Annotated in this window: 20 protein-coding genes, 1 tRNA gene and 1 pseudogene; 14 read left to right on the top strand and 8 right to left on the bottom strand. The window is 69.7% G+C overall.

Features of this window, described 5'->3' with window-relative positions; all coding sequences use genetic code 11:
• Positions 1-16: 16 nt before the first annotated feature.
• The 11 genes from ACFWRT_RS18705 (at position 17) to ACFWRT_RS18655 (ending at position 9,288) form a co-directional block, all read left to right on the top strand.
• Complete coding sequence (locus tag ACFWRT_RS18705; RefSeq protein ID WP_380953392.1) at positions 17-193, top strand: hypothetical protein; 177 nt, start codon at positions 17-19, stop codon at positions 191-193.
• A 103-nt stretch (positions 194-296) separates the two neighbouring features.
• Positions 297-656: a DUF6251 family protein gene (locus ACFWRT_RS18700; protein WP_380953390.1), complete on the top strand. Its 360-nt coding sequence runs from the start codon at positions 297-299 to the stop codon at positions 654-656.
• A 17-nt stretch (positions 657-673) separates the two neighbouring features.
• Positions 674-862: a hypothetical protein gene (locus tag ACFWRT_RS18695; protein WP_380953389.1), complete on the top strand. Its 189-nt coding sequence runs from the start codon at positions 674-676 to the stop codon at positions 860-862.
• An 83-nt stretch (positions 863-945) separates the two neighbouring features.
• Positions 946-1,269, top strand: a complete 324-nt coding sequence (locus ACFWRT_RS18690; RefSeq protein WP_380953388.1) for a hypothetical protein — start codon at positions 946-948, stop codon at positions 1,267-1,269.
• Positions 1,270-1,353: 84 nt separating this feature from the next.
• A complete protein-coding gene (locus ACFWRT_RS18685) occupies positions 1,354-3,507 on the top strand; it encodes a cell division protein FtsK (RefSeq protein ID WP_380953387.1) in 2,154 nt (717 codons plus the stop codon).
• A gap of 205 nt (positions 3,508-3,712) precedes the next feature.
• Complete coding sequence (locus ACFWRT_RS18680) at positions 3,713-4,111, top strand: hypothetical protein (protein WP_380953386.1); 399 nt, start codon at positions 3,713-3,715, stop codon at positions 4,109-4,111.
• A gap of 90 nt (positions 4,112-4,201) precedes the next feature.
• Positions 4,202-4,933 (top strand): DNA cytosine methyltransferase, encoded by a 732-nt coding sequence (locus tag ACFWRT_RS18675; protein WP_380953385.1) that lies wholly within the window; start codon positions 4,202-4,204, stop codon positions 4,931-4,933.
• Positions 4,930-5,769 carry a bifunctional DNA primase/polymerase gene (locus tag ACFWRT_RS18670; RefSeq protein WP_380953384.1) on the top strand — a complete coding sequence of 280 codons (840 nt, stop codon included), beginning with the start codon at positions 4,930-4,932 and terminating at the stop codon, positions 5,767-5,769. The genes ACFWRT_RS18675 and ACFWRT_RS18670 overlap by 4 nt, the downstream gene beginning before the upstream one ends.
• Positions 5,770-5,771: 2 nt before the next feature.
• On the top strand, positions 5,772-7,247 hold the full coding sequence (locus ACFWRT_RS18665) for an ATP-binding protein (RefSeq protein ID WP_380953383.1): 1,476 nt from the start codon (positions 5,772-5,774) through the stop codon (positions 7,245-7,247).
• 470 nt (positions 7,248-7,717) lie between these two features.
• The gene (locus tag ACFWRT_RS18660) at positions 7,718-7,957 is read left to right on the top strand and encodes a helix-turn-helix transcriptional regulator (RefSeq protein WP_380953382.1); all 240 of its coding nucleotides are present in this window, start codon (positions 7,718-7,720) and stop codon (positions 7,955-7,957) included.
• A gap of 74 nt (positions 7,958-8,031) precedes the next feature.
• Complete coding sequence (locus tag ACFWRT_RS18655) at positions 8,032-9,288, top strand: tyrosine-type recombinase/integrase (RefSeq protein ID WP_380953381.1); 1,257 nt, start codon at positions 8,032-8,034, stop codon at positions 9,286-9,288.
• 180 nt (positions 9,289-9,468) lie between these two features.
• Here ACFWRT_RS18655 and ACFWRT_RS18650 read toward each other — a convergent pair whose 3' ends face one another.
• The 4 genes from ACFWRT_RS18650 to ACFWRT_RS18635 form a co-directional block, all read right to left on the bottom strand.
• Positions 9,469-10,884, bottom strand: a complete 1,416-nt coding sequence (locus ACFWRT_RS18650) for a Cys-Gln thioester bond-forming surface protein (RefSeq protein ID WP_380953427.1) — start codon at positions 10,882-10,884, stop codon at positions 9,469-9,471.
• Between the two features lie 332 nt (positions 10,885-11,216).
• A complete protein-coding gene (locus tag ACFWRT_RS18645; protein WP_380953426.1) occupies positions 11,217-11,690 on the bottom strand; it encodes a single-stranded DNA-binding protein in 474 nt (157 codons plus the stop codon).
• Positions 11,691-11,825: 135 nt separating this feature from the next.
• Entirely contained in the window at positions 11,826-13,811 is a 1,986-nt protein-coding gene (locus ACFWRT_RS18640) for a GTPase (protein WP_380953380.1), read from the bottom strand.
• Positions 13,808-15,451 (bottom strand): ATP-binding protein, encoded by a 1,644-nt coding sequence (locus tag ACFWRT_RS18635; protein ID WP_380953379.1) that lies wholly within the window; start codon positions 15,449-15,451, stop codon positions 13,808-13,810. Before ACFWRT_RS18635 ends, ACFWRT_RS18640 begins: the two co-directional genes overlap by 4 nt.
• 329 nt (positions 15,452-15,780) lie before the next feature.
• Between ACFWRT_RS18635 and ACFWRT_RS18630 the strand changes: the two genes are divergently transcribed.
• Positions 15,781-15,853 (top strand) — tRNA-Arg (locus ACFWRT_RS18630).
• A 326-nt stretch (positions 15,854-16,179) separates the two neighbouring features.
• On the opposite strand, the pseudogene ACFWRT_RS18625 reads toward ACFWRT_RS18630, so the two are convergent.
• A pseudogene (locus ACFWRT_RS18625) lies at positions 16,180-16,750 on the bottom strand (transposase).
• Between the two features lie 118 nt (positions 16,751-16,868).
• The gene (locus ACFWRT_RS18620) at positions 16,869-17,543 is read right to left on the bottom strand and encodes a hypothetical protein (protein ID WP_381121319.1); all 675 of its coding nucleotides are present in this window, start codon (positions 17,541-17,543) and stop codon (positions 16,869-16,871) included.
• Between the two features lie 748 nt (positions 17,544-18,291).
• On the opposite strand from ACFWRT_RS18620, the gene ACFWRT_RS18615 reads away from it, so the two are divergent.
• Positions 18,292-21,099 (top strand): helix-turn-helix transcriptional regulator, encoded by a 2,808-nt coding sequence (locus tag ACFWRT_RS18615; RefSeq protein WP_380953425.1) that lies wholly within the window; start codon positions 18,292-18,294, stop codon positions 21,097-21,099.
• Between the two features lie 356 nt (positions 21,100-21,455).
• Here the strand turns inward: ACFWRT_RS18615 and ACFWRT_RS18610 are convergent, their stop codons facing one another.
• Complete coding sequence (locus tag ACFWRT_RS18610) at positions 21,456-21,743, bottom strand: hypothetical protein (protein WP_380953377.1); 288 nt, start codon at positions 21,741-21,743, stop codon at positions 21,456-21,458.
• A 307-nt stretch (positions 21,744-22,050) separates the two neighbouring features.
• Between ACFWRT_RS18610 and ACFWRT_RS18605 the strand changes: the two genes are divergently transcribed.
• The gene (locus ACFWRT_RS18605; RefSeq protein WP_380953376.1) at positions 22,051-22,926 is read left to right on the top strand and encodes a peptidoglycan-binding protein; all 876 of its coding nucleotides are present in this window, start codon (positions 22,051-22,053) and stop codon (positions 22,924-22,926) included.
• A 144-nt stretch (positions 22,927-23,070) separates the two neighbouring features.
• On the opposite strand, the gene ACFWRT_RS18600 is transcribed toward ACFWRT_RS18605, so the two are convergent.
• The gene (locus ACFWRT_RS18600; RefSeq protein ID WP_380953375.1) at positions 23,071-24,693 is read right to left on the bottom strand and encodes a vWA domain-containing protein; all 1,623 of its coding nucleotides are present in this window, start codon (positions 24,691-24,693) and stop codon (positions 23,071-23,073) included.
• Positions 24,694-24,790 lie beyond the last annotated feature (97 nt).

Raw genomic sequence — 24,790 nt, 5'->3', positions numbered from 1 at the left:
GGAAGGACCCCGTCTGATGAACGCCGCCGAGTATCGCGCCGCCGCTGAACGCCTCCTCGCCAAGGACCGAGACCGCTACCAGGCCATCACCCCCTACGACTTCCGCAAGGCCGAGATCCTCGCCCAGCTCGCCGTCTCCGCCGCGACCTCCGAGGCCGCCGAGGCCCGTACCTCGCAGCCGACGAACGCCTGACCCAGTACCGCCCCGGCCACCCGACGAACGCGGGGGTGGTCAGCCGGTTCGACTCCGGCCCGGGGCACTCCCGCACCACCCCGCATCCAGGGAAGGAACCCGCGTGGACCACCTGCCCGCACCCCGACCCCCGTCCGTCGGCCACCTCCCGGACGGCACCCCCGCCTACACCGACCACCTCCCCACCACCTACCAGCCCACCAACGCGGTGCCGCAGGTCGTCCACGTCCACCAGGCACCCCCGGACCGCACCGTGCAGCGCCTCGCGCTCGGCTCCGGCATGGGCGCCGGGATGGTGGCCGCCGGCGTCTACTTCGGCCCCCTCCTGGTCGGGGTGCTCACCGCGATCGCCGCAAACCTCGCCCTGCTCGCCCTGATCGCTGCCGTCTGCGCCTGGGGCGTCGTCACCGTCGTGAAGTCGGTCGGCGGCAAGACCACCCCGACCGGCCGCAAACGCCGCTGACCTGGAAGGAGAAACCCGTGTTCCAGGCAGGCCAAGAGGTACTGATCGTCGCGTGCGAGGACGACCCACGCACGGCCGGACGCACCGGCCGGATCGTTGACGAGGTTCCCCCGGGGCCGCTGACGAACGGCCGGTGGACCGTGCACCGGGTCGGGCTGCTGATCGGCCCCGTCCTGTGCCACACCCGCGAACTGCGGCTCGCCTGACGGCTGCCCGCCACCCCCGAACCCAGCACGGTTCGGGGGTGGTTGGGGAGCCGGACAGTCCGGCCCCACCACGGGAGGTCACCGTGCACAGCTACACCCGAGCCGAGTCCCGCGAGCGCGGCAAGCTGTTCCGCAAGGGCTTCAAGCAGTCCCTCGCGGACTGCCTGGACCCGAACATCCGCCGCCGGATCGAGCGCATCGACCAGGCCGCCGCAGAACGAGGCGCCCTGGAGCTGGCCGCGCTGCACAAGGTCCAGGCCGACGCCCGCCAGGACCTCGCCGCCGCCAAGGCCGCCGAGCGCACCGCCCCCCGCGCCGACAAGCCCGCCGCCCGCGAGGCCCGCAAGCAGGCCGAGCAGCGCGTCCGCCTCGCCGAGCGCGCCGTCCACAAGGCCGAGCGGGGCTGAGCGGGGGCGGCCGGACCCGGCCAAGGAAACCGGCCGCCCCCTTCACCTCAACCCGTTTCACTGAGCAGGAGAGGCACGTTCATCATGACCGAACCCGCCATCGCGGACCCCGGAATGGGGACCGTGCACCACCTGGACGACCACCGCCCCACCCCGCCGGCCGAACCGGTGGTGGACCTGACCAAGCCCGACACCGAGCCGACCAGCCCGCCGCCTCCGGCTGTGCCGCAGGGGTCGCGGATCGTCCGCACCGGCCGTGCCGTGCGCCGCATCGCCATGCACGACCGCACCCGGGCCACCACCCGGTTCACCGTCCGCCACGGCATGTACGTGGTCGGCGGGGGCCGGATCGTGGCCCGGCGCGCGTGGGAGGGCCGCACCGCCTCCCGCTACCTGCGGATGCTGCGGGCGGCGGAAGCCGCGGGGAACACCGAACTGGCCGAGCAGTGGGAAGAGCGACTGCACCGCTTCCGTGCCGAGCGGCACAAGCGGCGTATGGACCTGCTGACGGCACCGCAGCAGGCGGTCAAGGCCGCCGGGTTCGGGGCGGCCGGCGGGCTCGGGTTACTCCTCGCGGTCGGCATCGCGCTGGCCATCGCGACGAAGGACCCTGCCGATGTGATCACGCCGCTGATGGCGTTGGTGGAGCTGATCCGGTTGCTGGTGGTCATCGTGACCGTGGTGTGGGGCCCGCTCCTCGCCGTCGGCCCGTGGCTCGCCCTGGCCGCCGTGTGGGCGGTGGGGCGCAACCAGCAGGCCGCCCCGGCGTGGGCGATGCCCGCCGCCGCTGCCGGTGAGGGCCGGGACGTGGTGCCTGATGAGGGGGCGATCCTGGACGCGTTGCGGCACCTGGGCATCGCGAAGCTGAACCAGGCGTTCAAGGCCGGGTGGCAGCCCCGATGGGTCGCCCCGACGACCCGGCTCGGCAACGGGTGGCACTCGCGGTTGCAGTTGCCGATGGGTGTCACGGTCGAGATGGTCAACGACAAGAAGGCCATCCTGGCCCATAACCTGATGCGCAAGCCGGTGGAGGTCTGGCCGACCGAACCCGAAGCGAGCGTCCTTGACCTGTGGGTGGCCGATCAGGGGTCGCTGTCGGGGAAGGTGCCGGACTGGCCGCTGCTGGCCGGCGGGGAGGCCGACTACTTCAAGGGCGTGCCCATCGGGGTGTCCCAGCGCGGCGACCTGATCACGGCCAAGCTCATGGCCACGAACTGGATCGTCGGCGGGATCATGGGCTCGGGCAAGTCGTCCCTGGTCATCGCCCTCCTGCTGGGGGCCATGCTCGATCCGCTGGTGGACATCGAGGCCTACGTCATGGCCTACAACGTCGACTACGACCCCATGCGCGAGCGCCTGCGGGCCCTGGTCAAGGGCGACGAGGACGAGCAGATCGAAGCGGCCGTCAAGGCGCTGCGGGGCCTGCGGCAGGAAGTCACCGACCGGGGCAAGCTCCTGGAACAGCTCGGCGGCGACGAAGTGCGCCTCACCCGCGCCCTGGCCCAACGGGACCCGAGGATGCGGCCGAAGGTCGTGGTGTTCGACGAGTGCCACGAGCTGTTCATGCACAAGAAGTACGGGGAAGAGGCCGCCGAGCTGGCGGTGAAGGTGATGAAGAAGGCCCGCAAGGTCGGCATCACCCTCATCTTCGTCACCGTGTCCCCGACAGCGGACAGCATCCCGAGGGACGTCACCCGCAACACCTCCCACAACGTCGCATTCGCCGTCGGCGACCACATCGCCAACGACGGACTCCTCGGCACCGGCAAGCACAAGGCGGGCATCACCGCGACCACCCTCAACCCGGCCGAGAACGTCGGCACCGCCGTCACCGTCGGCTTCACGAAGAACCCCTTCGAGCTGATCCGCTCCTACTACATCCGCAAGGACTCCACCACCGACCAGATCACCCCCGTCGTCAAACGCGCCCTCGCCCTGCGCGAAGGGATGACCCCGACCCCGGACGCGCCGGCCGACGGGCCCGCCGACCACCCGGCCAACGTCCTGACCGTCCTCGGGGACCGGGAGACCATGCGGTCCACCGAAGTCCTGGCCGCCCTCATGGCCACGTGGCCGAACGAGTACAGCGAGTGGACGTTCGCAGACCTGAAAGCCGCCCTCACCGCCATCGGGGCCGAGCCGCGCAAGCTCGGCGGGATCATGACCGTCCGCCGCTCCCGCGTCCTCGAAGGCATCGAGGACCGCGACGACAACACCCCCGAAAGTGACGCTTCGTAAGGGGCGCCGCCCGGGGAGGTGGGGAGTTCTCCCCAACCACCTCCCCCAACCCGCCTCCCCACGCCTGATCAGCACAGATCAACACCAGGGGAGGCAGGGGAGGCACCCAGCCACACCCCCGAAAATCCCGGAGAGCACCCCTTCCCGGGAGAACTCCTGCCTCCCTCCCCATCACACACCGCAACCACCGCAGGGAGAGTCACCCATGCCCGACACACAACCCGCCAGGACCGAGACCGGCAGCAGGTGGCCGACACCGGAAGCGGCGTACGCCCTCGCCCCGGGCATCGGCCACGAGATCGAATGGACGATGCGGACCGCCGTCCACACGCCCTTCGGTGTCCCGCTCGGCCGGGAGTTCTGGCTCCGCAAGGCCGCCCTCCTGGACCGCATCGCCCTCCAAGAGGAAGCGTCCGGCTTCAGCGGCGAGACGGTGCACGCCGCGACCGAAGCGGCCCGCTGCCTGCTCGGCATCGACCACGCCGCCGGGCTCGGACCCGGCGGCTACGCCAACAGCCCCTACCCGCCCGACCACCCCGACAGCACCCACAACCCGCGCGGCTACGTCCGCCAGGAATACGCCCTGTGGGTCAGCAACCAGTAGCTACGCCAAGGGCGGCCCCCGCATCTCGCCAAAGAACCGGGGCCGCCCTTGTCCAAACAGCTCCCTCAACGAGAACTGGAGATACCCAGCATGACTCAACACGCCCTCATGCGGCGAGTGCCCGGCCACCGGCCGCTGTTACTCGACCTGTTCTGCTGCGCCGGCGGCGCGGCCACCGGCTACCAGCGTGCCGGGTTCGACGTCGTCGGCGTCGACATCGTGGACCGCCCGAACTACCCGTTCACGTTCGTCCGGGCCGATGCGCTCGAATACCTCGCCGCCCTGATCGCGTCCGGGGAGATCGGCCAGTTCGCCGCCGTGCATACCTCGCCGCCGTGCCAGGCCGGATGCGCGCTGACCATCGGCACCAACAAGTCGCGCGGCTGGGGCCGGGCCCACGTCCAGCTCATCCCCGAACTGCGCACCCTGCTGGACGCCACCGGCCTGCCCTACGTCATCGAGCAGCCCAACGGGAAAGCGCCCGTACGGCGGGACGTGTGGCTGTGCGGGGAGATGTTCGGGCTCGGTGTCCTGCGCCACCGCAACTTCGAGCTGGGCCGCTGGACCATGCCTCAACCGGCGCACCTCAAGCACCGGGGCTACGTGCGTGGCTACCGCCACGGCGTCTACCGCGACGGGCCCTACGTCGCCCCGTACGGCGCCGGCGGCGGCAAAGCCACCGTCCCCGAGATGCAGGAGGCCATGGGCATCACGTGGACCGACGTCCGCGAGGAACTGACCGAGGCCATCCCCCCGGCATTCTCCGAGCACATCGGCTCCGCACTGCTCACCGCCGTTCGTCCGGTGGGGGTGGCCGCGTGAACAGCCACCTGCGCACCGCTCTGCATCTGGCCGGCCGGGGCGTTCCCGTCCATCCGTTGAGGGCGGGGAAGGTCCCGTTCGGGAACTGCCCCCTCTGCCGGTACAACGCGTGCGGCGGCCGGCCGAACATGAAGACCCCCGGCCCGTGCGCGTGCTCGCGTCCCTGCCACGCGTGGGCCGCAGCCACCACCGACCCCGACGTCATCGCCGGGCCCGCATGGGCGCAGGTCTGGAGGCAGGCTGCGGCCGTGGCCTACCACCCCGGCGGTATCGACCTGACTGTCGTAGACCTGGACCACGCCGACGCGGTCGCTTGGGCCCGCCGGACGCTCCCCACCACGCGGACCGTGGCGACGACGCGGGGCGAGCACTGGATCTACCGGGGCGCGATGCAGTCCGCGAACGCCGTGCGGCCCGGCGTCGACATCAAGTCGACCATGGTCTACGCCCGGTGGCTCGGCCCCGGCACCGGCACCATGACCACCCTGCCCGACACGGTGCGGGCCCTGATCGTCAAGGAACCATCGCCGGTCCAACCCGCATCGCGCTCTGGCACGGTGCCCGTACCGGTCGGGGGCGGGGAGTGCCCCCACCGGAAGCCCGCCTACCTGGAACGCGGCATCGCCATGGCGGAGCAGCGCATCACCCAGGCCACCAACGGCGTGCACGCGGCCGTCTACCGCGTCTTTCTCGCGGTGCTGTCCGCGCACGGCCGGTGCGGATGCCTCACCGACACCCATATGACGCGGTTGTTCGCCGCCGCGCAGGCCAAGGGCGAGAGCCTGCGGCACTGCACGGACGCGTGGACCAATGCCCTCACCCGGTTGGGACTGTGATCATGGCTGACGACGAGAAGAATCCCGCCCGCGAGATCATCACCGACTACGCGCAGTCCCACTTCCGGTACTTCCGCACCGCCGACGGAACCGTCTACGCCCAGCGCAACGGCCACCCCGTCGCCCGTCCGATCCGCTCACAGGGCACGACGGGCAGCCACCGGCAGGAACTCATGGTCGGCATGTTCAAGGACGGGGTCGGCGTCTTCAACGGCACCGCGCTGAAAGAGGCGCTGGACCTGATCGAGGCGCTGGCGTTGACCGAGGACACCCAGGCCGTGAACATCCGCGTCGCCCCCGGGTTCGACGGGGCCACGTGGCTGGACCTGGGCCGCGACGATGGGCAGTCCGTTCGCATCCACCCCGCCGGGTGGGACATCGCCGTTCCCGATCCACGTGAGGTGTGCTGGCGGCGCACCCAGCTCACCGGGGAACTGCCCTTGCCGGCCAAGGACACCGACGGCAAGGGCATCGACCTGCTGATGCGGCTGTGCAACTTCGCCAACGCGGAAACCGAGTGCCTGGCCATCGCGTGGCTGATCGGCTGCCTGGGCCCGTCGGTGCCCGTCCCCGCGCCGTTCCTCACCGGGCCGCAGGGCGCGGGGAAGTCCACGGGTGGGCGGATGTTGGTGCGGATCATCGAGGGGATGAGCGGGGACCTGCGGCGGGCGCCGAAGGATGAGGAGAACCTGATCGCGGCCGTGGCCGCCGGGTGGGTCACCGCCCTGGACAACCTGTCCCACATGAGCCCGGAGCTGTCCGACGCCATGTGCTGCATCGTCACCGGAGCCGAGTCCGTGAAGCGCGCCCTGTTCACCGACGGGGACGTCTTCCGCGTCGGCTACCGCCGCCCCCTCCTCCTCACCGGCATCGACGTCGGAATCATCCGCCCCGACTTCGCGGAACGTCTCCTTCCCCTGCGGCTGGAACGGCCCACCGTCCGGCGCACCGAAGCCGAACTCTGGGCGGAGTACGCGGAAGTGCTGCCCGTCGTCCTCGGCTCGCTCCTGGACCTCACGGTCAAGGTGCGCGCGGCCCAGGCGGAGACGCCCACCGATCTGCGGATGGCGGACTTCGCCCACCTGTGCGCACAGCTCGATGCGGCAACCGGTCTCGGGGCGCTGCCCGCGTACCGGGCGAGCCTGGACGACCTGAACGACGACGTCATCGAGGGCGATCTCCTCGCGCAGACGGTCCTCAGGCACGCCGACACCATCGACCCCGGCGCGGCGCAGCGGATGACGTCGACCGAGTGGCTGCACTGCCTCAGCCGCCTCTACAGCGGCGACGAACTGCGCCCCCTGCCCAAGGGGTGGCCGACCACGGGCAAGGTCCTCTCCGACCGCCTCAAGCGCCTCCAGCCCACCCTGGCCGCCCGGGGGGTACTTATCGACAGCGGCCGTACCAGCGAGGGCCGTTACCTCGAAATGGTCCGCAAGAGCGCCCCGAACCCGCATCAGCAGATGGGAGCGTTCTGACCCATCCCTGCGCTCACCCGGACAAGCAAGAAGAGCACCCGGCGCCGCGTGCTCTTCTTGCTGTTCGGCGGAACGCCGGCCGGAGGTCGCGCCGCGCAGCGGCTCCCTCTTCTCGCTGAGGCGCACCGGACTACAAGAGACACCCCCTCTTTTGTCCTAAGAGGGAAGACGCTGCGTCATCTGCGTCATGCAGGCCAAAATCCAGCACTTGACCTGCGGATTCATGCATGACGCAGACGGCAGTCTCTGCGTCATCCTGCGTCATCTGCGTCATGGCATGACGCAGCCCATGACGCGGCGATGACGCAGCCCTGAACCTCTGCGTCACACAGATCCGCAGGTCAGAGGCCCGAATGACGCTGATGACGCAATGACGCAGAAATCCACACCTCGGACAAGCGCGACCACCTCACAAGACAACGACGAAGGCCACAGAGCGCCGGGCCCCCTCCCACATCCAAGGAGATGCAGTGGCTGCGACGGCTACCAGAGACCCCCGGACCACGCTCCGGGGCGGACTCCCCGACCGCTACCTCACCCCCGAAGACCTCACCGCCCTCCTCTCCGTACCCCTCGAAACCGTCTACGCCTGGCGCAAGAAGCGCACCGGCCCGCCCGGCTTCCGCATCGGCAAGCACCTCCGCTACGACCCCGCCGCCGTCCACGCATGGATCAACACGCTCACCAAAGCCGAGCACGACGCCGCCTGACCCACTGACAACCACCCACAGGGGCGCGACCATCACCGGTCGCGCCCCTGACGCATCCCCGACAGGAGCACCGAGTGGCCGGCCACATCCAAGACCGCTGGTACAAAACCGAAACCGGACCCGACGGCAAGCCCCGCCGCGTCAAGAGCGACCGATACGGCTCCGGACTCCGCTACCGCGCCCGCTACATCGGCCCCGACGGCACCGAGAAGTCCAAGAGCTTCCCCGACCGGCAGAAGCGAAAGGCGGAGGAGTGGCTGACCCGCATCGAAGCCGACATGGATGCGGGGCAGTACATCGACCCGAAGGCCGGGCAGATCGTCTTCCGGGACTACGGCGAGAAGTGGCTAGGCGGCCTGACGACCGAACTGGGCAGTCAGGAAGTCGTGGGCAGGCGTATCCGGTTGCACGCTTTCCCCTACCTCGGGACACGTCCCATGGGGTCATTCAAGCCTGAACACATGCGCACCTGGCTGAACGCCCTGCAATCGGCCGTGCCCAATGGCACCTACCGCCGCGCGATCTACGACTCGGTGTCGTCCCTGTTCAACGCTGCGGTAGACGACGGCGTCATCAAGTCGAACCCCTGCCACGCCCAGTCGGTCAAGCCTCCGACCCCGGAACAGCGGCTGATCGTTCCCTGGACCGAGAACCGCGTGCTGTCTGTTCGTTCAGGGATGCCTGACCGGTACGCGGCCACCGTGGACGCCGGCGGGGGTTGTGGTCTGCGGCAGGGGGAAGTGCTGGGTCTCGCGGAAGACAACCTGGACTTCAAGACGGGCTGGGTGCACGTCCGTCAGCAGGTCAAGCGCGTAGGCGGCACCCTCGTCTTCGCCCCGCCCAAGCGCGGCAGGCTGCGGGATGCCCCGCTCAGTGACGCGGTGGGAACCGGCTTGCAGGAGCACATGGACCTGTTCCCGCCCGTCGCTGTCACTCTGCCGTGGAAGACCCCGAGCGGCCCCCTGGTGACGCTGAAACTGGTCTTCACCAGCGCTGTCGGCAAGGCCATCTGGCGAAGCTACTTCGATGACTACGTCTGGAAACCCGCCCTGGCCCACGCTGGCGTCATCCCGGTGAGGGAACCGGGGAAGCGCTACGCCGCCGCTCCGGACGACGGAATGCACGCGCTGCGGCACTTCTACGCGTCGGTGGTCCTGGAGGCCGGAGGGAGCATTAAGGCTCTGAGCACCTACCTGGGGCACTCCGACCCCGGGTTCACGCTCCGGATCTACACTCACCTTCTGCCCAGCAGCGATGAGAAGGCCCGAGCCGCTATGTCGTCCGTGTTCCAGCGAGTCCGCTCGCTGGATGACCTCGCGGCGGCGGCCTGACGGCCCACAGACGGCCCACAGCCCCGATTCGGCCTCTGCCTGGCAGTTCCGTCCCAGGTCAGGGGCCGAATTGCGTTCTCGGGCCGCCAGAAACACCCCATCTTGCCTGACGGCCGTCCCCGGAAGGAAACCCGTCCGGGGATCGGCCACCCGTCCCTGCTCAGGGATGGGCACCCGCACCTACTCAGCGTGCTGCTGCGTTTCCTTCCGGCGCAGGACGAACAGGGCGCCGCCGCCGATCACGAGGAAGCCGACGGCCAGGGCGGCGATCATCGGGGTGGTGCTGGAGCCGCCGGTCGCGGCAAGGTCGCCCTCCAGGCCGGAGGTGCCGGAGGTGGTGGTGCCGGTCGAGGCGGGCACCGACTGGCGGGCGCTCTGCGTGCCGACCCCGAGGTCCTCGTCGCCCTGCTGGTCCTTCTCGGCGGCGATGACGCTGCCGCTGGTGGCGCAGTCCAGCACGCCGGTGAAGTTCTTCCGGAAACCGGCGGGGCCGGTGATGGTGAAGTCGTACGCCTGGTCCTCGGCGACCGGGATCGTCACCGTCTCGGTGGCTCCGGCGGCAACGGTGTGCTCGGCGCCGCCCAGCTCGAAGGTGAAGGGCTCGTCGCCCTGGTTGACCGCGGTGATGTCCACGCCGCCGGCCGGGCAGTTCTTCCGGGCGGTCAGGGCCGGGGCGGCGCCCGTCTCGGCCCAGGTGGCGGTGGCCCGTGCGGAGACGGTGGACTCGCTGGATCCGGCCAGGATCTGGGTCTGGGTGCGGGTGGTCCCCGCGAAGGCGCGGCCGACCGGTACCGAGGTGGTGGTCTGGACGGACAGTGCGGCGGAGCCGTCGGCGCTGCCTTCCGGTACGTCGAAGTAGAGGCGGGCACCGTCGGCGGCGGAGGTGACGGGCTTGCCCTTCTTGTCGGTCACCGTGATGCCGCTCGCCGCCGCGTCCACCGGGGGTGACACGGAGACCTGCTCCGCGCCCGTACGGACGGTCACCGGGCCCAGCCGCTCCCCCGCCCGGCCGGAGACCGCCGCGGGCTCCAGCGTCAGGGACGCCCGAGGTTCGGTGACGTTGCGGGCGCGCCGGTGCAGCCAGTCGGCGAGCTTCTCGGCCTGCTTGTCCACCGCGGTGACGTCGGCACCGTCCGAGTAGCGCCAGATGGCGACCTGGGTGCCCGCCGCGGCGGTCCGCTCGGTGAGCGGCCCGGTGCCCGCCGCCTCGGCCAGCGCGGCGAGGTCGTCGACCTGGGGGTAGGAGTGCTGGAGGATCCACCGGATCTTCCCGGCGTTCCGGTTGGCGCCGAGGGAGGTCTCGGCCCACGGGGTCTCCAGGTACTTCGCCTGGTTCTGGGTGGGGTTGTGGAGGTCGACGCAGTAGGTCTTGAGCTTGCCGCCACCGTCCACGGTCATCTCGAAGAGCCCGGCGGGCAGCTCCTGCGCGACGTCGGGGGCGCCGTTCTCGCCCGGGGTGCGGAGCACGGCGCTGTCGAAGGTCTTCAGCCCGTCGAGCACCGCGGCCGCGCCGCCCTGGTACCGGCCCGGGTCGTCGGCGGCCGCCGTGCCCGTCCCCGCGAGGGTGGCCGCCGTGACGAGACCGGAGAGCAGCAGCGCGGTCACCGGCCGGAGAAAGGCCCGGCCGCGTCGTAGCCGCCCGGTCCTTGTGGCCTTCCCGGCCCGCGACGCTCTGTCGCGGGCGGCGTGCACCGCCTTCGCGTCGGACGGCGAAGCGGACACTGAAGGCGCAGAAGACACAGAATTCCCCTCCGGGCGGGACCCTCGCGCGTGGTGCGCGTGTGGGGAATGCCCCGCCAGCAGACTCAAGTGATCCATGAGCTCTGGGAATCCTAAGGACCGGGCGAACCACATTCCCCCGTACCGCCCCCGGCCAACCATTCCGAATCGGAATCGTTATCGCCGGGCCGCCCCTGCGACCAGCCCTTTCAGGACACGGCCACCTTTTCGGCGGCTCGTTCCGACAGGGCCCGTGACGCGCCGGAACCGCCGTCCGACTCTCCGTCAGCTCTGCTGTGCGAGGCCGCCGTCAGCGCCGGCTCGATCCTGACGACCCGGCGGAAGGCGGCGGTGCCACGGCTCAGATCGTGGCCGACCGCGACCGCCTCGACGTCCACGAACGTCCGCCGCCCGCCCTCCCGTTCCTCCTCGCGCACCTTCAACCGGCCGTGCACCACCAGAGGTTCCCCGATCGCCACCGAGGCGGCCAGGTTGGCGGCGAGCGTCCGCCACGCCCACACCGTGTAGAAGCTGGTGGGTCCGTCCGCCCAGAGCTGCGTCTCGCGGTCCCTGCGCCTCGGGGTCACGGCGAAGCGAAAGCGCGCCATTCCCCCCGTGGCCGTCTCGCGGAACTCCACCGCCGTGGCGGCGTTTCCCACCAGCGTCACCATCGTCTCGTTCATTTCCCGCCCCCGTTTTCCGTCGTTGTCGATGTCGGGTCCGTTGTCGATGTCCGGCCCGTTGTCGGTGTCCGGCACCGGCTTCCGGCACTGACTTCATGGTGGGGGCAGGACGCAATGCGCGCCCAAGCCTGTGGACTACTGACCGGTTGTGGAAAACTCCGTCACCGCCACGTACCGTTCGCGCACCTCCCGGTACCGCACCAGCTCCGCCGAGACCGGGTCCAGGACCCTGGCCCGGCCGCACCCGGCCGCCGCCTCGCGCAGCCGGCGTTCGGCGTCCTGCCCGTAGCGCCGGGCGGGGCCCCGGATCGCCGCCGCGCAGGACCACTCCACCAGCGGGCCGCCGACGACTCCGGCCAGCATGATCAGCGCGGGGAGCACGAGCCCCGGCTCCAGGACCCCGACGATCTGGCCGAGCAGCCACAGACCGCCGAAGACCTGGAGCAGCGTCATGGACACCTGGGCCAGTACGGCGGCGGGCCACCACTTCGGCCGGGGCGGTCTGGCCGGCCGGCCGCCGAGCGCCACGCCCGTGGCCGGACCCCGGCCCGCCGCCGTACCGAACCGACCGGAGCCGCCCGGCCTCTTGGCGGAACCGCCCCCCGCAGCCGCCTTCGCCGCCAGCTCGTCCAGCGCCTCCGGCAGCCCCTTCGCCCCGGAGAACGCCGCCTCGCGCACCGCCTGCGCCCAGGGGGCGGGGAGTCCGGCGGAGGCCTCGTCCGCGACGGTCCGGACCGCCTGCTCCACACGCTGCCGGGCGGTCGGCTCCTCCTCGGGCGGGGCCAGCGCCTGGCCCATCCGGTCCAGGCTGCCCGGCAGCCCCCGGGACTCGTACCAGCGCCACAGCCGCAGCCACGGCGTCCCGCAGGCCCGCCCCGCGTTCCTGCGCCACTCCCGCTCGGCGGCCTGCCCGGCGGCGGCCGCTCCCACAGCCTCGGCCAGCCGGTCGGTGAACTCCTCCCGGGCCCGCTCCCCCAGCCCCGGCCGCCCCTCCGCCACGTACACGGGGCGCAGCCGCGCCGCCGCCGCGTCCACGTCGGCGGAGAGCCGCCGGGTGGCGGCCGTGCGGTCCTGGACGAACCGGCCGACCATCTCCCGCAGTTCGGGCACCCCGTCGCCGGTCAGCGCGGAGAGGGACATGACGGTGGCGCCGGGTTCGCCGTGCTCGCCGAGCGCCATGCCGTCCTCGTCCAGGAGCCGGCGGAGGTCGTCGAGGACCAGGTCGGCGGCCTCGCCGGGGAGCCGGTCGATCTGGTTGAGGACGACGAAGGTGACCTCGGCGTGCCCGGCGAGGGGGCGCAGGTAGCGCTCGTGCAGGGCGGCGTCGGCGTACTTCTCCGGGTCGACCACCCAGATCACCGCGTCGACCAGCGCCAGCACCCGGTCCACCTGGTCGCGGTGGGCGGTCGCGGCGGAGTCGTGGTCGGGCAGGTCGACCAGGACGAGCCCCTGGAGCGCCTCGTCGAAGGCGGCGGGTCCGGGGTGGGGCCTGCGGCGGAGGCGGCCGGGGATGGCGAGGCGGTCGAGGAGCCCCGCGGCCCCGTCGGTCCAACTGCACGCGATGGGCTGGGAGGTGGTGGGGCGGCGCAGCCCGGTGTCGGAGATCTGGGCGCCGGAGAGGGCGTTGAACAGGGTGGACTTGCCGCTCCCGGTGGCCCCGGCGATGGCGACGACCGTGTGCCGCGAGGAGAGCCGTTGCCGCGCGGCCGCTTCGTCCAGTACGCGTCCGGCCTCGGCGAGGGTGTCCCGGTCGAGGCGGGCGCGGGAGAGGCCGATGAGTTCGCGCAGGGCGTCGAGGCGGGTGGGGAGGGGGCCGCCGGAGGGCCCGTACGCCTCGACCTGCGGCCGTACGTCGTCGTCCTCGTCCCCAGGGGCTGGCCCTGCGGAGTCGGCGGCGCCATCGCCCGTAAGGGAATCACCGCTTCCGGCTCCACTGCCGGTCCCGGGATCACCGGTTCCGGAATCACCGTTCCGGACATCGACCGCCGCCGCACGCCGCGCGATGAGCCCGTCGTCCCAGCGCCCGGCCTCCTTGCCCGGAGCCTGCCCCTCCGTCGACGCCGTCCCCTCCCCCGTCCCCGCCGTGCCGTTGCCCTGGTCCTCGTCCGTGACGGCAGTCATCGCTGCCACCTCTCCTTCTGCAGTACGGAAAGCGCGGCGATCAGTGCGGCCTGCGGCTCGGGGGCGACGTCGAGGGCGTCGAGCGGGGCGAGTCTGCGTTCGCGTTCGCCGCCGAGCGCCTGGTCCAGATAGGTCGTCAGCAGCTCCCCACCCTTGTCGCGCAGGCGCAGCGCGCCCTGGGCCCCGATGCGTTCGGCGAGCTGCTCCCCCGCCGTACGGGCCCGCCGCCCGCCCAGCAGGGCCGCCGCGAGCAGGGCGGCGACGGCCTCGGGGTCGGGCGCCACGCTGCGTTCGAGCTGGCGCACCTCCTCCTCGGCGAGCTCCTCCAGGACCCGCCGCCACCGCCGTACGGCCACGGCGATCCGGCCCTCGATGTCCTCGACGGGCCCCCACCCCCCGGCTTCCCGGCCCGCGCCCTCGAACCGGAAGACCCCCGCGGCGGGCTCGCGGCTCCACTGCGTACGGATCTGGTCGTCGGCGGCGGAGACGGCGCACTGGAGGAGCGCGATCAGGCTGTCCACCAGGGCTTCGAGGAGTTCGCCGGGGGCGCTGTAGAGGGGGTAGCCGCGCCACCGGGTCCGCGCGTCCCCGGAGAGGACCGCCCCGCTCTGGAGCCTGCGCCGGATCCGGTCTGCCTCCTTGCCGTACGCGTCCTGGACCACGCCGGTGAGCCGTACGGACGCCGCGTACTGCGCGGCGACGGCCGACGCGAGCTCGGGCATCCGTACGTTCAGCGATTCGATGAGCCCGGAGGCCGTACGCCCCACCGCCTGCTGCCGGGCGGCGGGGTCCTGGGCCCGGTGGGTGAGCCAGGCGCGCAGCGGGGCGACGGCGGTGGTGGGGAGCAGCCCGCTGCCACCGCCCGCCGACTCGGGGAGCTCGGGGATGGTGAAGCGGGGTACGTCCCCGAGTCCGGCGCGGGTCAGGAGCGCCGCGTACTGCCGGGAGACCTCGGCGATCACCTGGTGGGGCACCCGGTCGAGGACGGTGACGAGGGCGGCGTCGTACTCCTTCGCGGTACGCAGCAGGTACCAGGGCACCGCGTCGGCATAACGGGACGCCGTGGTGACCATCACCCAGACGTCGGCGGCGCAGATGAGTTCGGCGGCCAGGACCCGGTTGCGTACGACGAGGGAGTCGATGTCGGGGGCGTCGAGGATGGCGAGACCGCGGGGCAGGCTGAGAGCGGTCTCCACCCGCAGCACGTTCCCCTCGTCGTCGGCGCCCGCCCCGAGGTCGTCGAGCCCGTCGGGGTCCGGGGTCTGACCCGGCGGCAGCCAGATCCGGGTGAGCTGCGGCAGCACCCGTACGCCGGCGAACCAGTGGTGGTCGTCGGGGTGACAGACCAGCACCGGGGTACGGGTGGTGGGCCGCAGCACCCCGGCCTCGCTGACCCGGCACCCCACGATCGAGTTGACCAGCGTGGACTTCCCGGCCCCGGTGGAACCGCCGATCACGGCGAGCAGCGGGGCCTCGGGGTCCTTGAGCCGGGGCAGGAGGTAGTCGTCGAGCTGTGCGAGGAGTTCGACCCTCGTCTGCCGGGCGCGTTCGGCCCCCGGCAGCGGGAGTGGAAGACGCACGGCGGCGACACGGTCGCGCAGGGCGGAAAGTGCGTCGATGAGCTGAGGCCGTACGTCCATGGTCACCACATGCGAAGAATGCCCAATTTTGGAGCCCTTTTGAAGCTTATAGACCCCTCTGCGCGGCGGTTCCACCCTCTGGACAGCGTCCAGGCGGGGTCGGGACGGAGTCCGGACAAGAGGGACGAGTGGGGCGCAGGCATAACGAGTGCACAACACCCGAGCCGCATGGCGCGAAAAGCTATGCACGATCCGCACTCACCTGCGATTATCGGTTCGCTTCACCGAACCTCCACATCGTGCCACGCAGGTGAAGCAACCGGGTCCAGGCGATCGGAGCCCTATCCTTGTCCCGGCACGGCCACGGAACCACCCGATCAGGGCTCCCGGCCCCCGTAGCTCAGTGGATAGAGCAGGCGCCTTCTAAGCGCTTGGCCGCAGGTTCGAGTCCTGCCGGGGGCGCACCGACCGCACAACCGTGAGGCCCTCCGCATCGGAGGGCCTTTTCGCTGTTCGGGGGCACGCTACCGAGCGCCGCGTAGCGAGAAGGTAAGCGCTGGACCGACCCTACGCGGCCACAAGGAAGGTACCGCGCTGTCCGGCTGTCACGGGCTTGGTGCGGCGGCTACGGAGAATCCACGGTGAAGGTCTCCGCGCTGCTCATGGCCCCGCGTGAGGCAGCTTGGGCAGGGCTTCCCCGGCTTCCATCCGCTTCCTGAGCTCCGAAAGCTGACCGGGTACACAGCGGGCGTAGATGGCCAGCAGGACCGGCACTGAGCCTTCCAATCTCATGGCGAGGCGTGGTGGAGGACGAGGACTGCCTTCACGATGTCGGTGATCCGGTTGGTGCTGCAGCGGAGCTTCCGCAGGAGGCGCCATCCCTTCAGCACGGCCATGGCCTGCTCGCCGACGCAGCGGATCTTGGCGTGACTGCTGTTGTGCCGTTGCTTCCAGCGCTTGAGCCTTCGGCCCCGGAAGGGGACTCGGATGTGCCGGCCGGCGCCTTGGCAGGCCTTGTCCGCCCAGCACTTCAGGCCCGCGGTGGCGAGCGCGTCGACGATGCCATGGCTTCGGGCCGCGGTCAGGTCGTGAGTGGCTCCGGGCAGGGCTGGTGACGCCCGGAGCAGTCGGCCGAACGCGTATGTACCGGTAGACGGTCGCGATGCCGATTCCGAACCCGGCGGCGAGCTGGGCGTAGGTGTCGCCGCACCGCAGGTGGGCCAAGCCGAGCAGGGCCTGACGGCCGGCGGGCAGTCGTCGCCACCGCGTACCGATCTCCCGTCGCCGGACTGCAAGCTGCTCGGCCAGGTGCTGCAGGGTTCTGCTGGACAGGTCGATCGAGGAGGGGCAGACAAGCACGCGAAGCTCCCGGTGGACATGGGTGATCTTGGTCGAGAACCCGTCCACCAGGAGCTTCGTCGTTCCGTACAGCCCACACCGACCAACACCACAGCCCCACCGTCAGGCTGAAAAGGACTCAGTGCTGTCGATCACAATTAGGCGTGTTACTGACTTTCTCTTCTGTGTCTTGGAAAATAAGCTGATTACCCTCTTCGAGCAGATCGGCGTGCGCCCAGTCTTTATCTTCCCGTGCGTTATGCGGTTCGATGGAGCCAGACCCCGGCCGCGCGTTTTTCTGGCGCGCAGGCCTCAGTTCCGGAGTCACGTTTTCATCCGTGAAGAATGTCCCGGTATCACGCCACCACATTACTCCATCGGCGTCATAGAATTGAGCCACGACGCCCAGCTGATTGAATGAGCTGACTGCATCGCTTTCGTTCACGCCAATTCCGTAGTACCTGCTTGCCCCTTTGGCGACATTCACGACCTTTTTTTGGCAGGGACCGAGGTCGCCGACGATGGCGTCCGCCATATAACGTAGATCTGACGAATCGACCCTTAGCGCGAAAGCGATTTCTACTTTGTAGATCGCTCGATTCGACGAATTTGAAATCTCGACAGAGTCGCCACCGTTCTCATACAGCACGTTAAGGCTGGCCGCCTGCGCTTTTGCGTCTTGGTCATCCTCGTTCTGCGCTTGCTGCGCCTCTTGTTGCGCTTGCCGTGTCTGGGCCTCGGTGGCTCGCGCCGTGTAAATCGTGGAGGCGCCGGTGAAGATGAGTGCGGCGATCGCAGCGAGCCCGGCGATCAACGACCCATATGCGGCCATTCGTGCCGCCGCATCACCGGGAGACAGAGTGCGTCGGGGGGACTGCGGAAAGCGTCCACACCCTCCTGTCGGCGTTTCGGAGGTTGATGGTTGCGCGTTTGGCTGCAGATCATTTTGACTTCGTGGTGGCGGAATCAAACATTGCGAGCAAAACGTTGTCGGCCGGGAAGAGGGTGGGCAGGCGATTGCGTTTTGAAAGGGCCCACTCGACGCGTCAGTCGTGGACGGTGACACGCGACCGTCGTCTGCGGGTTCCCTCGCGTTATCGGACAAGAATTCTCTCCTGATTTTCAGAATCGGAGGCGAGGCGGCAGCCCGCTCAAGCGAGGGGACCCCGTCTAACCACAGAAAGCCGAGAAGGCGATTTTCGACCAGCAGTGCATCGGTGACACCCATCGCAAGAATGACATTATTGTCATATTTAGCGAAAGATGGATATTCCGAATTACTTATTCAGGGCGCCGGCGTGAGGTTCGGGTGGGCCGTTCCCGCGGGTGATAGCTATCAGTTCCGCAGGCTCCGACGCGACGGAGGCGGACCTTCGCGGATATCCCCAGCGCCTCCCACGTGAATGATCTTGTCAGTCGAGAAGCCGGCCTGGGTGACCGGACGTTCCGTCGATCAGATTGGCCGATGGACACGAACAACCCTGCCGTGGGCGGGACTCGGCCGCATCCCCCACCGGGTAGTCCTTTTGATCAGTCGGGGCGATAGCATCAGGTTCGTGTCCATGCCTCGGAGTTTGACGGCGCAACAGTTCGGCGGGCCGCTGATAGGTCGCACAGCGGAGTTGGCGGCACTCTCGGAATTCGTCTCGTCCGTCCAGGTTGAACAGACCAGCCGGGTGCTGGTGGTGCACGGTGAGCCGGGTGTCGGGAAGACCGCTTTGCTGGAGCACCTGGCGAGGTCGGCCACCGGGAGCCGGGTGATCCGGTGTGTCGGCGTCCAATCCGAGATGGAGCTGGCGTTCTCGGGGCTGCACTACCTCTGCGCGCCGCTGCTGGACCATCTGGGCAACCTGCCGCCGTCTCAACGTGACTCCCTACGGGCGGTGTTCGACGGCAGGGGATGCGCGCCCGATCCGATGATGATCGGCATGGCGGTGCTTGGTCTGCTCGCTCACATCGCAGAGCGCCAGTCCCTCATCTGCCTCGTGGATGATCACCAGTGGCTCGATTCGGAGTCCGCCCGCATTCTCGGGTTCGTTGCCCGACGCCTTGGCGCGGAATCGGTGGGTCTGGTGTTCGCCACCCGCCTTCCTGGGGCCGACCTGAGCGCTCTGCCTCATCTGGAGGTTGGCAACTTGTCACCGTCCGATGCCGGCGCAGTTCTGGATTCCATGTTGACCGGACCGCTGGACCGGGAGGTACGCACGCAGGTCATCGCCGAGGCTCGCGGTAACCCCTTGGCCCTTCTCGAACTACCGCGTGGGATGTCCGCAGCGGAGATGGCCGGAGGGTTCGGGGTGCCATCGTCCTCAACGCCTACAGGCAGAGTCGAAGAGAGCTTCAGGCGTCGCATCGACGCGCTGCCGGACGATGCTCGCATGCTGATTCTGTTGGCGGCCGCTGATCCCACGGGAAACTCAGCTCTGGTGTGGAAGGCCGCTGCCAAACTCCGCATCGGAGTCGAGATGGCGGCGGCACTTTCAGACGCAGGCATAGCCGAGTTCGGCACCCGTGTGTCGTTCCGGCACCCGCTGTCGCGTTCGGTGGCCTACCAGGCCGCCTCGCCGGCCAACCGACGGTCGGCGCATGAGGCCCTGGCCGAAAGCACGGAAGAGCACGTCGATCCGGATCGACGTGCCTGGCACAGGGCGCAGGCGGCGATCGGGCCTGACGAGGAGGTCGCGTCAGCACTCGTCCGGTCGGCGGAACGGGCCGGCCGCCGCGGGGGCCTGGCCGCCGCAGCCGCCTTCCAGAGACGTGCAGTGATCCTCACCCCCAACAGTGCGAGGCGCGCCGAGAGGGCTTTGAACGCTGCTGAGGTGCACATCCGGATCGGCGCAGTAGATCTGGCACGCGACCTTCTTGAGATGATCGACCCAGTGGCTGTAGGCGGCCGACGGCGTGCGGACATCGACGTGCTCCACGCCCAGATCGCCTTCATCACCGAGCGGGGAGGCCAAGCCGCCCTCCTCCTTCTGGGAGCGGCGAGAAAGCTGCGGCCGGTGGACGCGGCGCTGTGCCGAACCGCCTACCTCGACGCGTTGTCCGCGGCCATCTTCGCCGGGCGCCTGTCGGTGGACGGAAGCTGTCTGCGACACGTCGTGCGGGAGGCCGCAAGCGCACCCCCCTCCCCGGCCCCCTGCGCCCCAGACCTCCTCCTCGACGGTTTGATCGTCTATTTCGAACACGGTTGCTCATGTGCGCAGAACGCACTTCGCGAGGCACTGACAAGATTCGAAGACGTTTCTTCGATGCGCGAGAACCTACGCTGGTTCTGGCTCGCATCGGTGGGTGCCGCCCTTCGCATCTGGAGCTATCAGCGCTGGGACACCCTGTCCGTCATACATGTGAGTGCGGCGAGAGAGATAGGAGCCTTGAGCGAGTTGCCGCTCGCACTGACCTCTCGCGCCTGCGCCCTTCTCTTCGCCGGGGAATTGGCCTCTGCTGCTTCGCTGGTCGACGAGATCGAAACGATCACTGCGGAGATCGGAGGCCGCGCAACACCATACGCTTCGTTCATCCTGGCCGCCTTCAGGGGGGACGAACCCACGACGACAAGGCTCACGCGCGCGGCCATCGAGGAGGCCACCCGCCATGGTGAAGGCACAGGTGTCACGTTCGCCCACTGGGCCAGCGCAGTTCTCTATAATTCTGTTGGCCGCTATGACATGGCCTTTTCAGCCGCTCAGCAGGCATGTCGGACTGCGGGCGAGCAGATCGAGACGATCTGGGCATTCTCCGAGATGGCCGAGGCGGCATCGCGTCTGGGCGACCGTTCATCCGTCATGTGGTGCTACCAGCGTTTGGCAGAACTGACCGGCGATGAGGACTGGGGGGCAGGAATTTTGGCTCGGGTCCACGCACTGCTAAGTGCGGGGGACGAAGCGGCAAGCTCCTATGAGAAGTCCACTGCTCTGCTCGGAAGAACACATGTGCACGTTGAAACCGCCCGTGCCCACCTGCTTTACGGCGAGTGGCTTAGAAGAGAGGGCCGTAAAAGCGAGGCGAAGGAAAGGCTACGTGAGGCGTACTCACTGTTCAACGAGATGGGTCTCATCGGCTTCGCTACAAGGGCGAGGGGGGAGCTGAAGGCGGCGGGTGCGAAAGTCAACAGCCGTCCAAAGATGGCCCCGCACGAACCTCTCACAGCTCAAGAGGCGCGGATCGCGCGCCTGGCTCGCGACGGACTCACCAACCCGGAGATCGGCATGCGTCTTTTCCTGAGCACGCATACCGTTCAATACCACTTGCGGAAGGTTTTCGCGAAGCTCGGCGTCACATCGCGGAGCCAGCTCGATCGTGTTCTCCCCGGCAGCCCCTTACTTCCCCGAGTCTCACCCCCGAACGACGGAGCCCCGACCATGAACTGAGCCTCTTCCAAGCTGGTGGTGCTGACCGCGAGTCGGACAGGCACGGGCAACGACGAAGCTCCCGGTGGACGCGTTCTCCACCAAGATCACTCGTGTTCGTCAGGTGCATCGCGTGCGTGTTCACCCGTCGTCGATTGATCTGTCCAGCCGCACCCTGAAACTCCCGACGGAACAACTGGCCGCGGGGCGACAGGAGCTCAGGACACGCTGGCGCCGCCCTCCCTCGCCGCGTGACAGGCCGGGCAGGCCTGGCGGTTTCGCGCGGTCGGCCAGGGGCACGACCACGGGCCGGTCCGCCTGAGCCGCGGCTACGGCGTCGACATCGGCGACCGAGCGAGCGAGCGAGCGGTGTGGTGCTACCGCACCGGAGGCCCTTCCCCCGGCAGCAGCGGTACGAGCGGCCACACCACCTCCAGGACCGGCAACTCCTGCGAGGGTTGACACACGTCCCGGCCCGCGATCAGGGCCACCACCCCCTGGACGGTCGCCGCGACCAGGCCGGTCCACAGAGTGCGGCGGCGGTCACCGGAAACGACCACTGTGTACAGCGCCACGATGACCGTGAGGTTCAGCAGCTCGCCGGTGTGGCCGTGGAGCGCCCGTCCGGCGCACGCCGCCCCGCCTGCGCGCCCTGCCCGCCGCACCGCGCACCGCATCCCGGCGCCGGAAATCCCGCCCCATCCACCTCTCGCATCCCTCTAAGCGGAATCCGCAGCACAAGGGTGGCGGGCCGACGAAACGTTCGGTACGGGAGGACGTTCAGGGCGGCGCAAGAACGGGCAAATCGATCCTGTACGGCCCGTAGGCGGAATCCCGTCACTGGGCGCCCCCACCTCTCCGCAAACCCGTTCGGGCGAGCGCAACTTCGTTGTGCCGTCCGGCATCCGAGCCTGCCCACCACCCCTCGAACAACTCTGCGAACCCCCGCACCACCGGGAAAGGAGCGCCACGATGGCGACGCCGCTGTCCGCCGACAAGCTGCTCAAAGCCCTCCGCGACGAAGGCCTCCACGTCGTCGAACACCGGAGCTGGCGTACGAACAACCGGAATCACAAGGGGCCCTGGGGCCCGACGCACGGCGTCATGATCCACCACACCGTCACCTCGGGCACCGCCTCCTCCGTCGAGCTCTGCTACGACGGCCACTCCGCCCTCCCCGGCCCCCTCTGCCACGGGGTGATCGCCAAGGACGGGACCGTCCACCTCGTCGGGAACGGGCGCGCCAACCACGCCGGGCTCGGCGACGACGACGTCCTGCGCGCCGTCGTCGCGGAGAAGGCCCTGCCGCCGGACAACGAGGCCAACACCGACGGCAACCGGTACTTCTACGGCTTCGAGTGCGTCAACCTCGGGGATGGGAAGGATCCCTGGCCGGCCGCCCAGTTGCTGGCGATCGAGCGGGCCGCCGCCGCCGTCTGCCGTGCGCACGGCTGGGGTGAGCGGTCGGTGATCGGGCACCTGGAGTGGCAGCCGGGCAAGGTCGACCCGCGCGGCTTCACCATGGGCTCGATGCGCACCCGGATCGGCAAGCGGCTGGACGGTGCGCCGGACGGGCCCTCGCAGCCGCCTCCGAAACCGACGTACGAGCCGTTTCCCGGGGCAGCCTTCTTCACGGCCGGCCGCAAGAGCCCGATCGTCACGGCGATGGGCAAGCGCCTGGTGGCCGAGGGGTGCGGCCGCTACACGGTGGGGCCCGGCCCGGCCTGGTCCACGGCGGACCGGAACTCGTACGCCGCCTGGCAGCGCAAGCTCGGCTACACGGGCACCGCCGCGGACGGCATCCCGGGGAAGTCGAGCTGGGACCGGCTCAAGGTGCCCAACGTGTGAGAGGTCGCGGCGGTCGTGGCGGTCGTGGCGGTCGTGGCGGTCGTGGCGGTCATCATGGCCGGGGACAGCCGTTCGCACAGCCGCATTCGCCTGACTGTGCGAACAGTGTGACCGCCGCCCCGTTCGTTCCCGCTGCCGAGCGGCTCAGCCGATCTCTCCCTCGCCCTCGTCGCCCCCGCCCTCCGGCTCGGTCCCGTTCCTGAGCGCCTCCGCCTGACCGATCGCCGTCGCCAGCTTCCGTACGGAATCGTCCTCGGTCTCGGTCGCCAGCTTCCTGGCGCGTGAGGCCAGTTCGCTCAGTGCGGGCGTGCCGGGCAGGTCGCCGCCGCGCAGGGTGTCCGCGAAGTACGCCGCCACGGCCGCCACTTGGAGCCGCTGCGCGTCACCGCCCCACAGCGCGCCGTCGATCGTGCCGGTGCGGGCCGAGCCGCTCTCCTCGTACGCCTTGCGGGTCTTGGGGTCGAGCCAGCGCACCGTCGCCTTGGCCACCTCGCCGGAGGCGCCCTCGCGCAGCCGTACGGCGTAGAGCGCGGTCACCGTGTGGCCGGGGCCGACCTCGCCGCCGTCGACGCTGTCGTCGCGGAAGTCATCGTCGGCGACCTTGCGGTTCTCGTAGCCGATCAGGCGGAACTGCTTCACGTTCCTGCGGTCGAAGGCGACCTGGGCCTTGGCGTCGCGCGCCCGGAGTTCGATGTGGGCGGGCAGTTGGTCGACGAAGACCTTGCGGGCCTGCTCTTCGTCGCCGACGTACGTGGTGTGGCCGTCGCCCCGGTTGGTGAGCCGCTCCATGAACGCGTCGCCGTAGTCGCTGCCCACGCCGACCCCGAAGAGGGTGATGCCGTACTCGCGGCGGGCGGAGTCGATCCGCTCCAGGATGTTGTCGGCGTTGGTGTCGCCGGTGTTGGCGAGGGCGTCGGAGAGCAGCACCACCCGGTTGTTCACGCCCTTGCGGTGGCCCTTGACGGACTCCTCGTAGCCGCGCATGATCCCCGCCTCCACGTTGGTGGACTGGGCGGGCTCCATGGCTTCGACCGCGTCCCGGATCTTGTTCCGGTTGCCCTGGAGGCGGGTCATCGGCAGCCGGGTATCGGCCTCGTCGCTGAAGGTGACGAGGGAGACGGAGTCGTCGTCGCGCAGCTCGTCGGTCAGGATGTTCAGCGACTGCTGGACCAGTCCCAGGCGGCCCGGGCCGGCCATGGAACCGGAGATGTCGACGACGAACGTGAGCGAGGCGGGCGGGCGTTCGCTGCTCGGCGGTGCCGCCTTGGTGGCCAGTCCGACGCGGAGCAGCGACCAGTCGGAGGGGCCGGAGCCGTCAGGGATACGGGCTCCGTCGACGGTGACGGAGAAACCGTTGCCCTTCGGACGCTCGTACCCCTGCTTGAAGCTGTTGACGAACTCCTCGGGCCGTACGTTCACCGGGTCGGGCAGCGTGCCGTTACCGAGGGTGGAGCGTGCGTAGCCGTAGCTGGCGGTGTCGACGTCCAGGGCGAAGGTGGAGAGGTAATCCGGGGCGGCGAACTCGGGCTCGGCTGTCTCACCGCTCGCCTCGGACGGCCGGCCCTGGTCCGGTGCCACCGCGTCGGGGGCGCCCTTTCCGTCGCCGGTCGTGCCCTGCGGGGGGCGTGCGCCGGAGCGCTTGTCGGCGGCGGAGCCGTCCGACGACCCACCCGCACCACACGCCGTGAGCACCATCCCGCCCGCGAGCAGAAGCGCCACCGCCCCCGCCCGGATCCTTGTCGTCCGCTTGCCGTTTCGCTGGTCCATCCGTAACCCCCCACGTCATCACGGTGTCGCGTTCCTGTCTCCGACACCTGTGAATGTGACGTACGAGGCCGCCGACCGGAGTCGACGAAAGCGTTGC

Origin of the sequence: Streptomyces cyaneofuscatus (assembly GCF_042718795.1) — a bacterium.
Taxonomy (GTDB): Bacteria; Actinomycetota; Actinomycetes; order Streptomycetales; family Streptomycetaceae; genus Streptomyces; species Streptomyces cyaneofuscatus_A.
The sequence above is the reverse complement of the archived record's forward strand: the minus strand, read 5'-3'. Positions and strand labels throughout refer to the sequence as shown.

Bases quoted from the DNA above. Each gene is read 5' to 3' on its own strand.
- ACFWRT_RS18600 (WP_380953375.1), bottom strand. From the start codon at position 24,693: ATGGACCAGCGAAACGGCAAGCGGACGACAAGGATCCGGGCGGGGGCG.
- ACFWRT_RS18705 (WP_380953392.1), top strand. From the start codon at position 17: ATGAACGCCGCCGAGTATCGCGCCGCCGCTGAACGCCTCCTCGCCAAG.
- ACFWRT_RS18635 (WP_380953379.1), bottom strand. From the start codon at position 15,451: ATGGACGTACGGCCTCAGCTCATCGACGCACTTTCCGCCCTGCGCGAC.
- ACFWRT_RS18685 (WP_380953387.1), top strand. From the start codon at position 1,354: ATGACCGAACCCGCCATCGCGGACCCCGGAATGGGGACCGTGCACCAC.
- ACFWRT_RS18640 (WP_380953380.1), bottom strand. From the start codon at position 13,811: ATGACTGCCGTCACGGACGAGGACCAGGGCAACGGCACGGCGGGGACG.
- ACFWRT_RS18605 (WP_380953376.1), top strand. From the start codon at position 22,051: ATGGCGACGCCGCTGTCCGCCGACAAGCTGCTCAAAGCCCTCCGCGAC.
- ACFWRT_RS18645 (WP_380953426.1), bottom strand. From the start codon at position 11,690: ATGAACGAGACGATGGTGACGCTGGTGGGAAACGCCGCCACGGCGGTG.
- ACFWRT_RS18680 (WP_380953386.1), top strand. From the start codon at position 3,713: ATGCCCGACACACAACCCGCCAGGACCGAGACCGGCAGCAGGTGGCCG.
- ACFWRT_RS18675 (WP_380953385.1), top strand. From the start codon at position 4,202: ATGACTCAACACGCCCTCATGCGGCGAGTGCCCGGCCACCGGCCGCTG.
- ACFWRT_RS18615 (WP_380953425.1), top strand. From the start codon at position 18,292: ATGCCTCGGAGTTTGACGGCGCAACAGTTCGGCGGGCCGCTGATAGGT.
- ACFWRT_RS18665 (WP_380953383.1), top strand. From the start codon at position 5,772: ATGGCTGACGACGAGAAGAATCCCGCCCGCGAGATCATCACCGACTAC.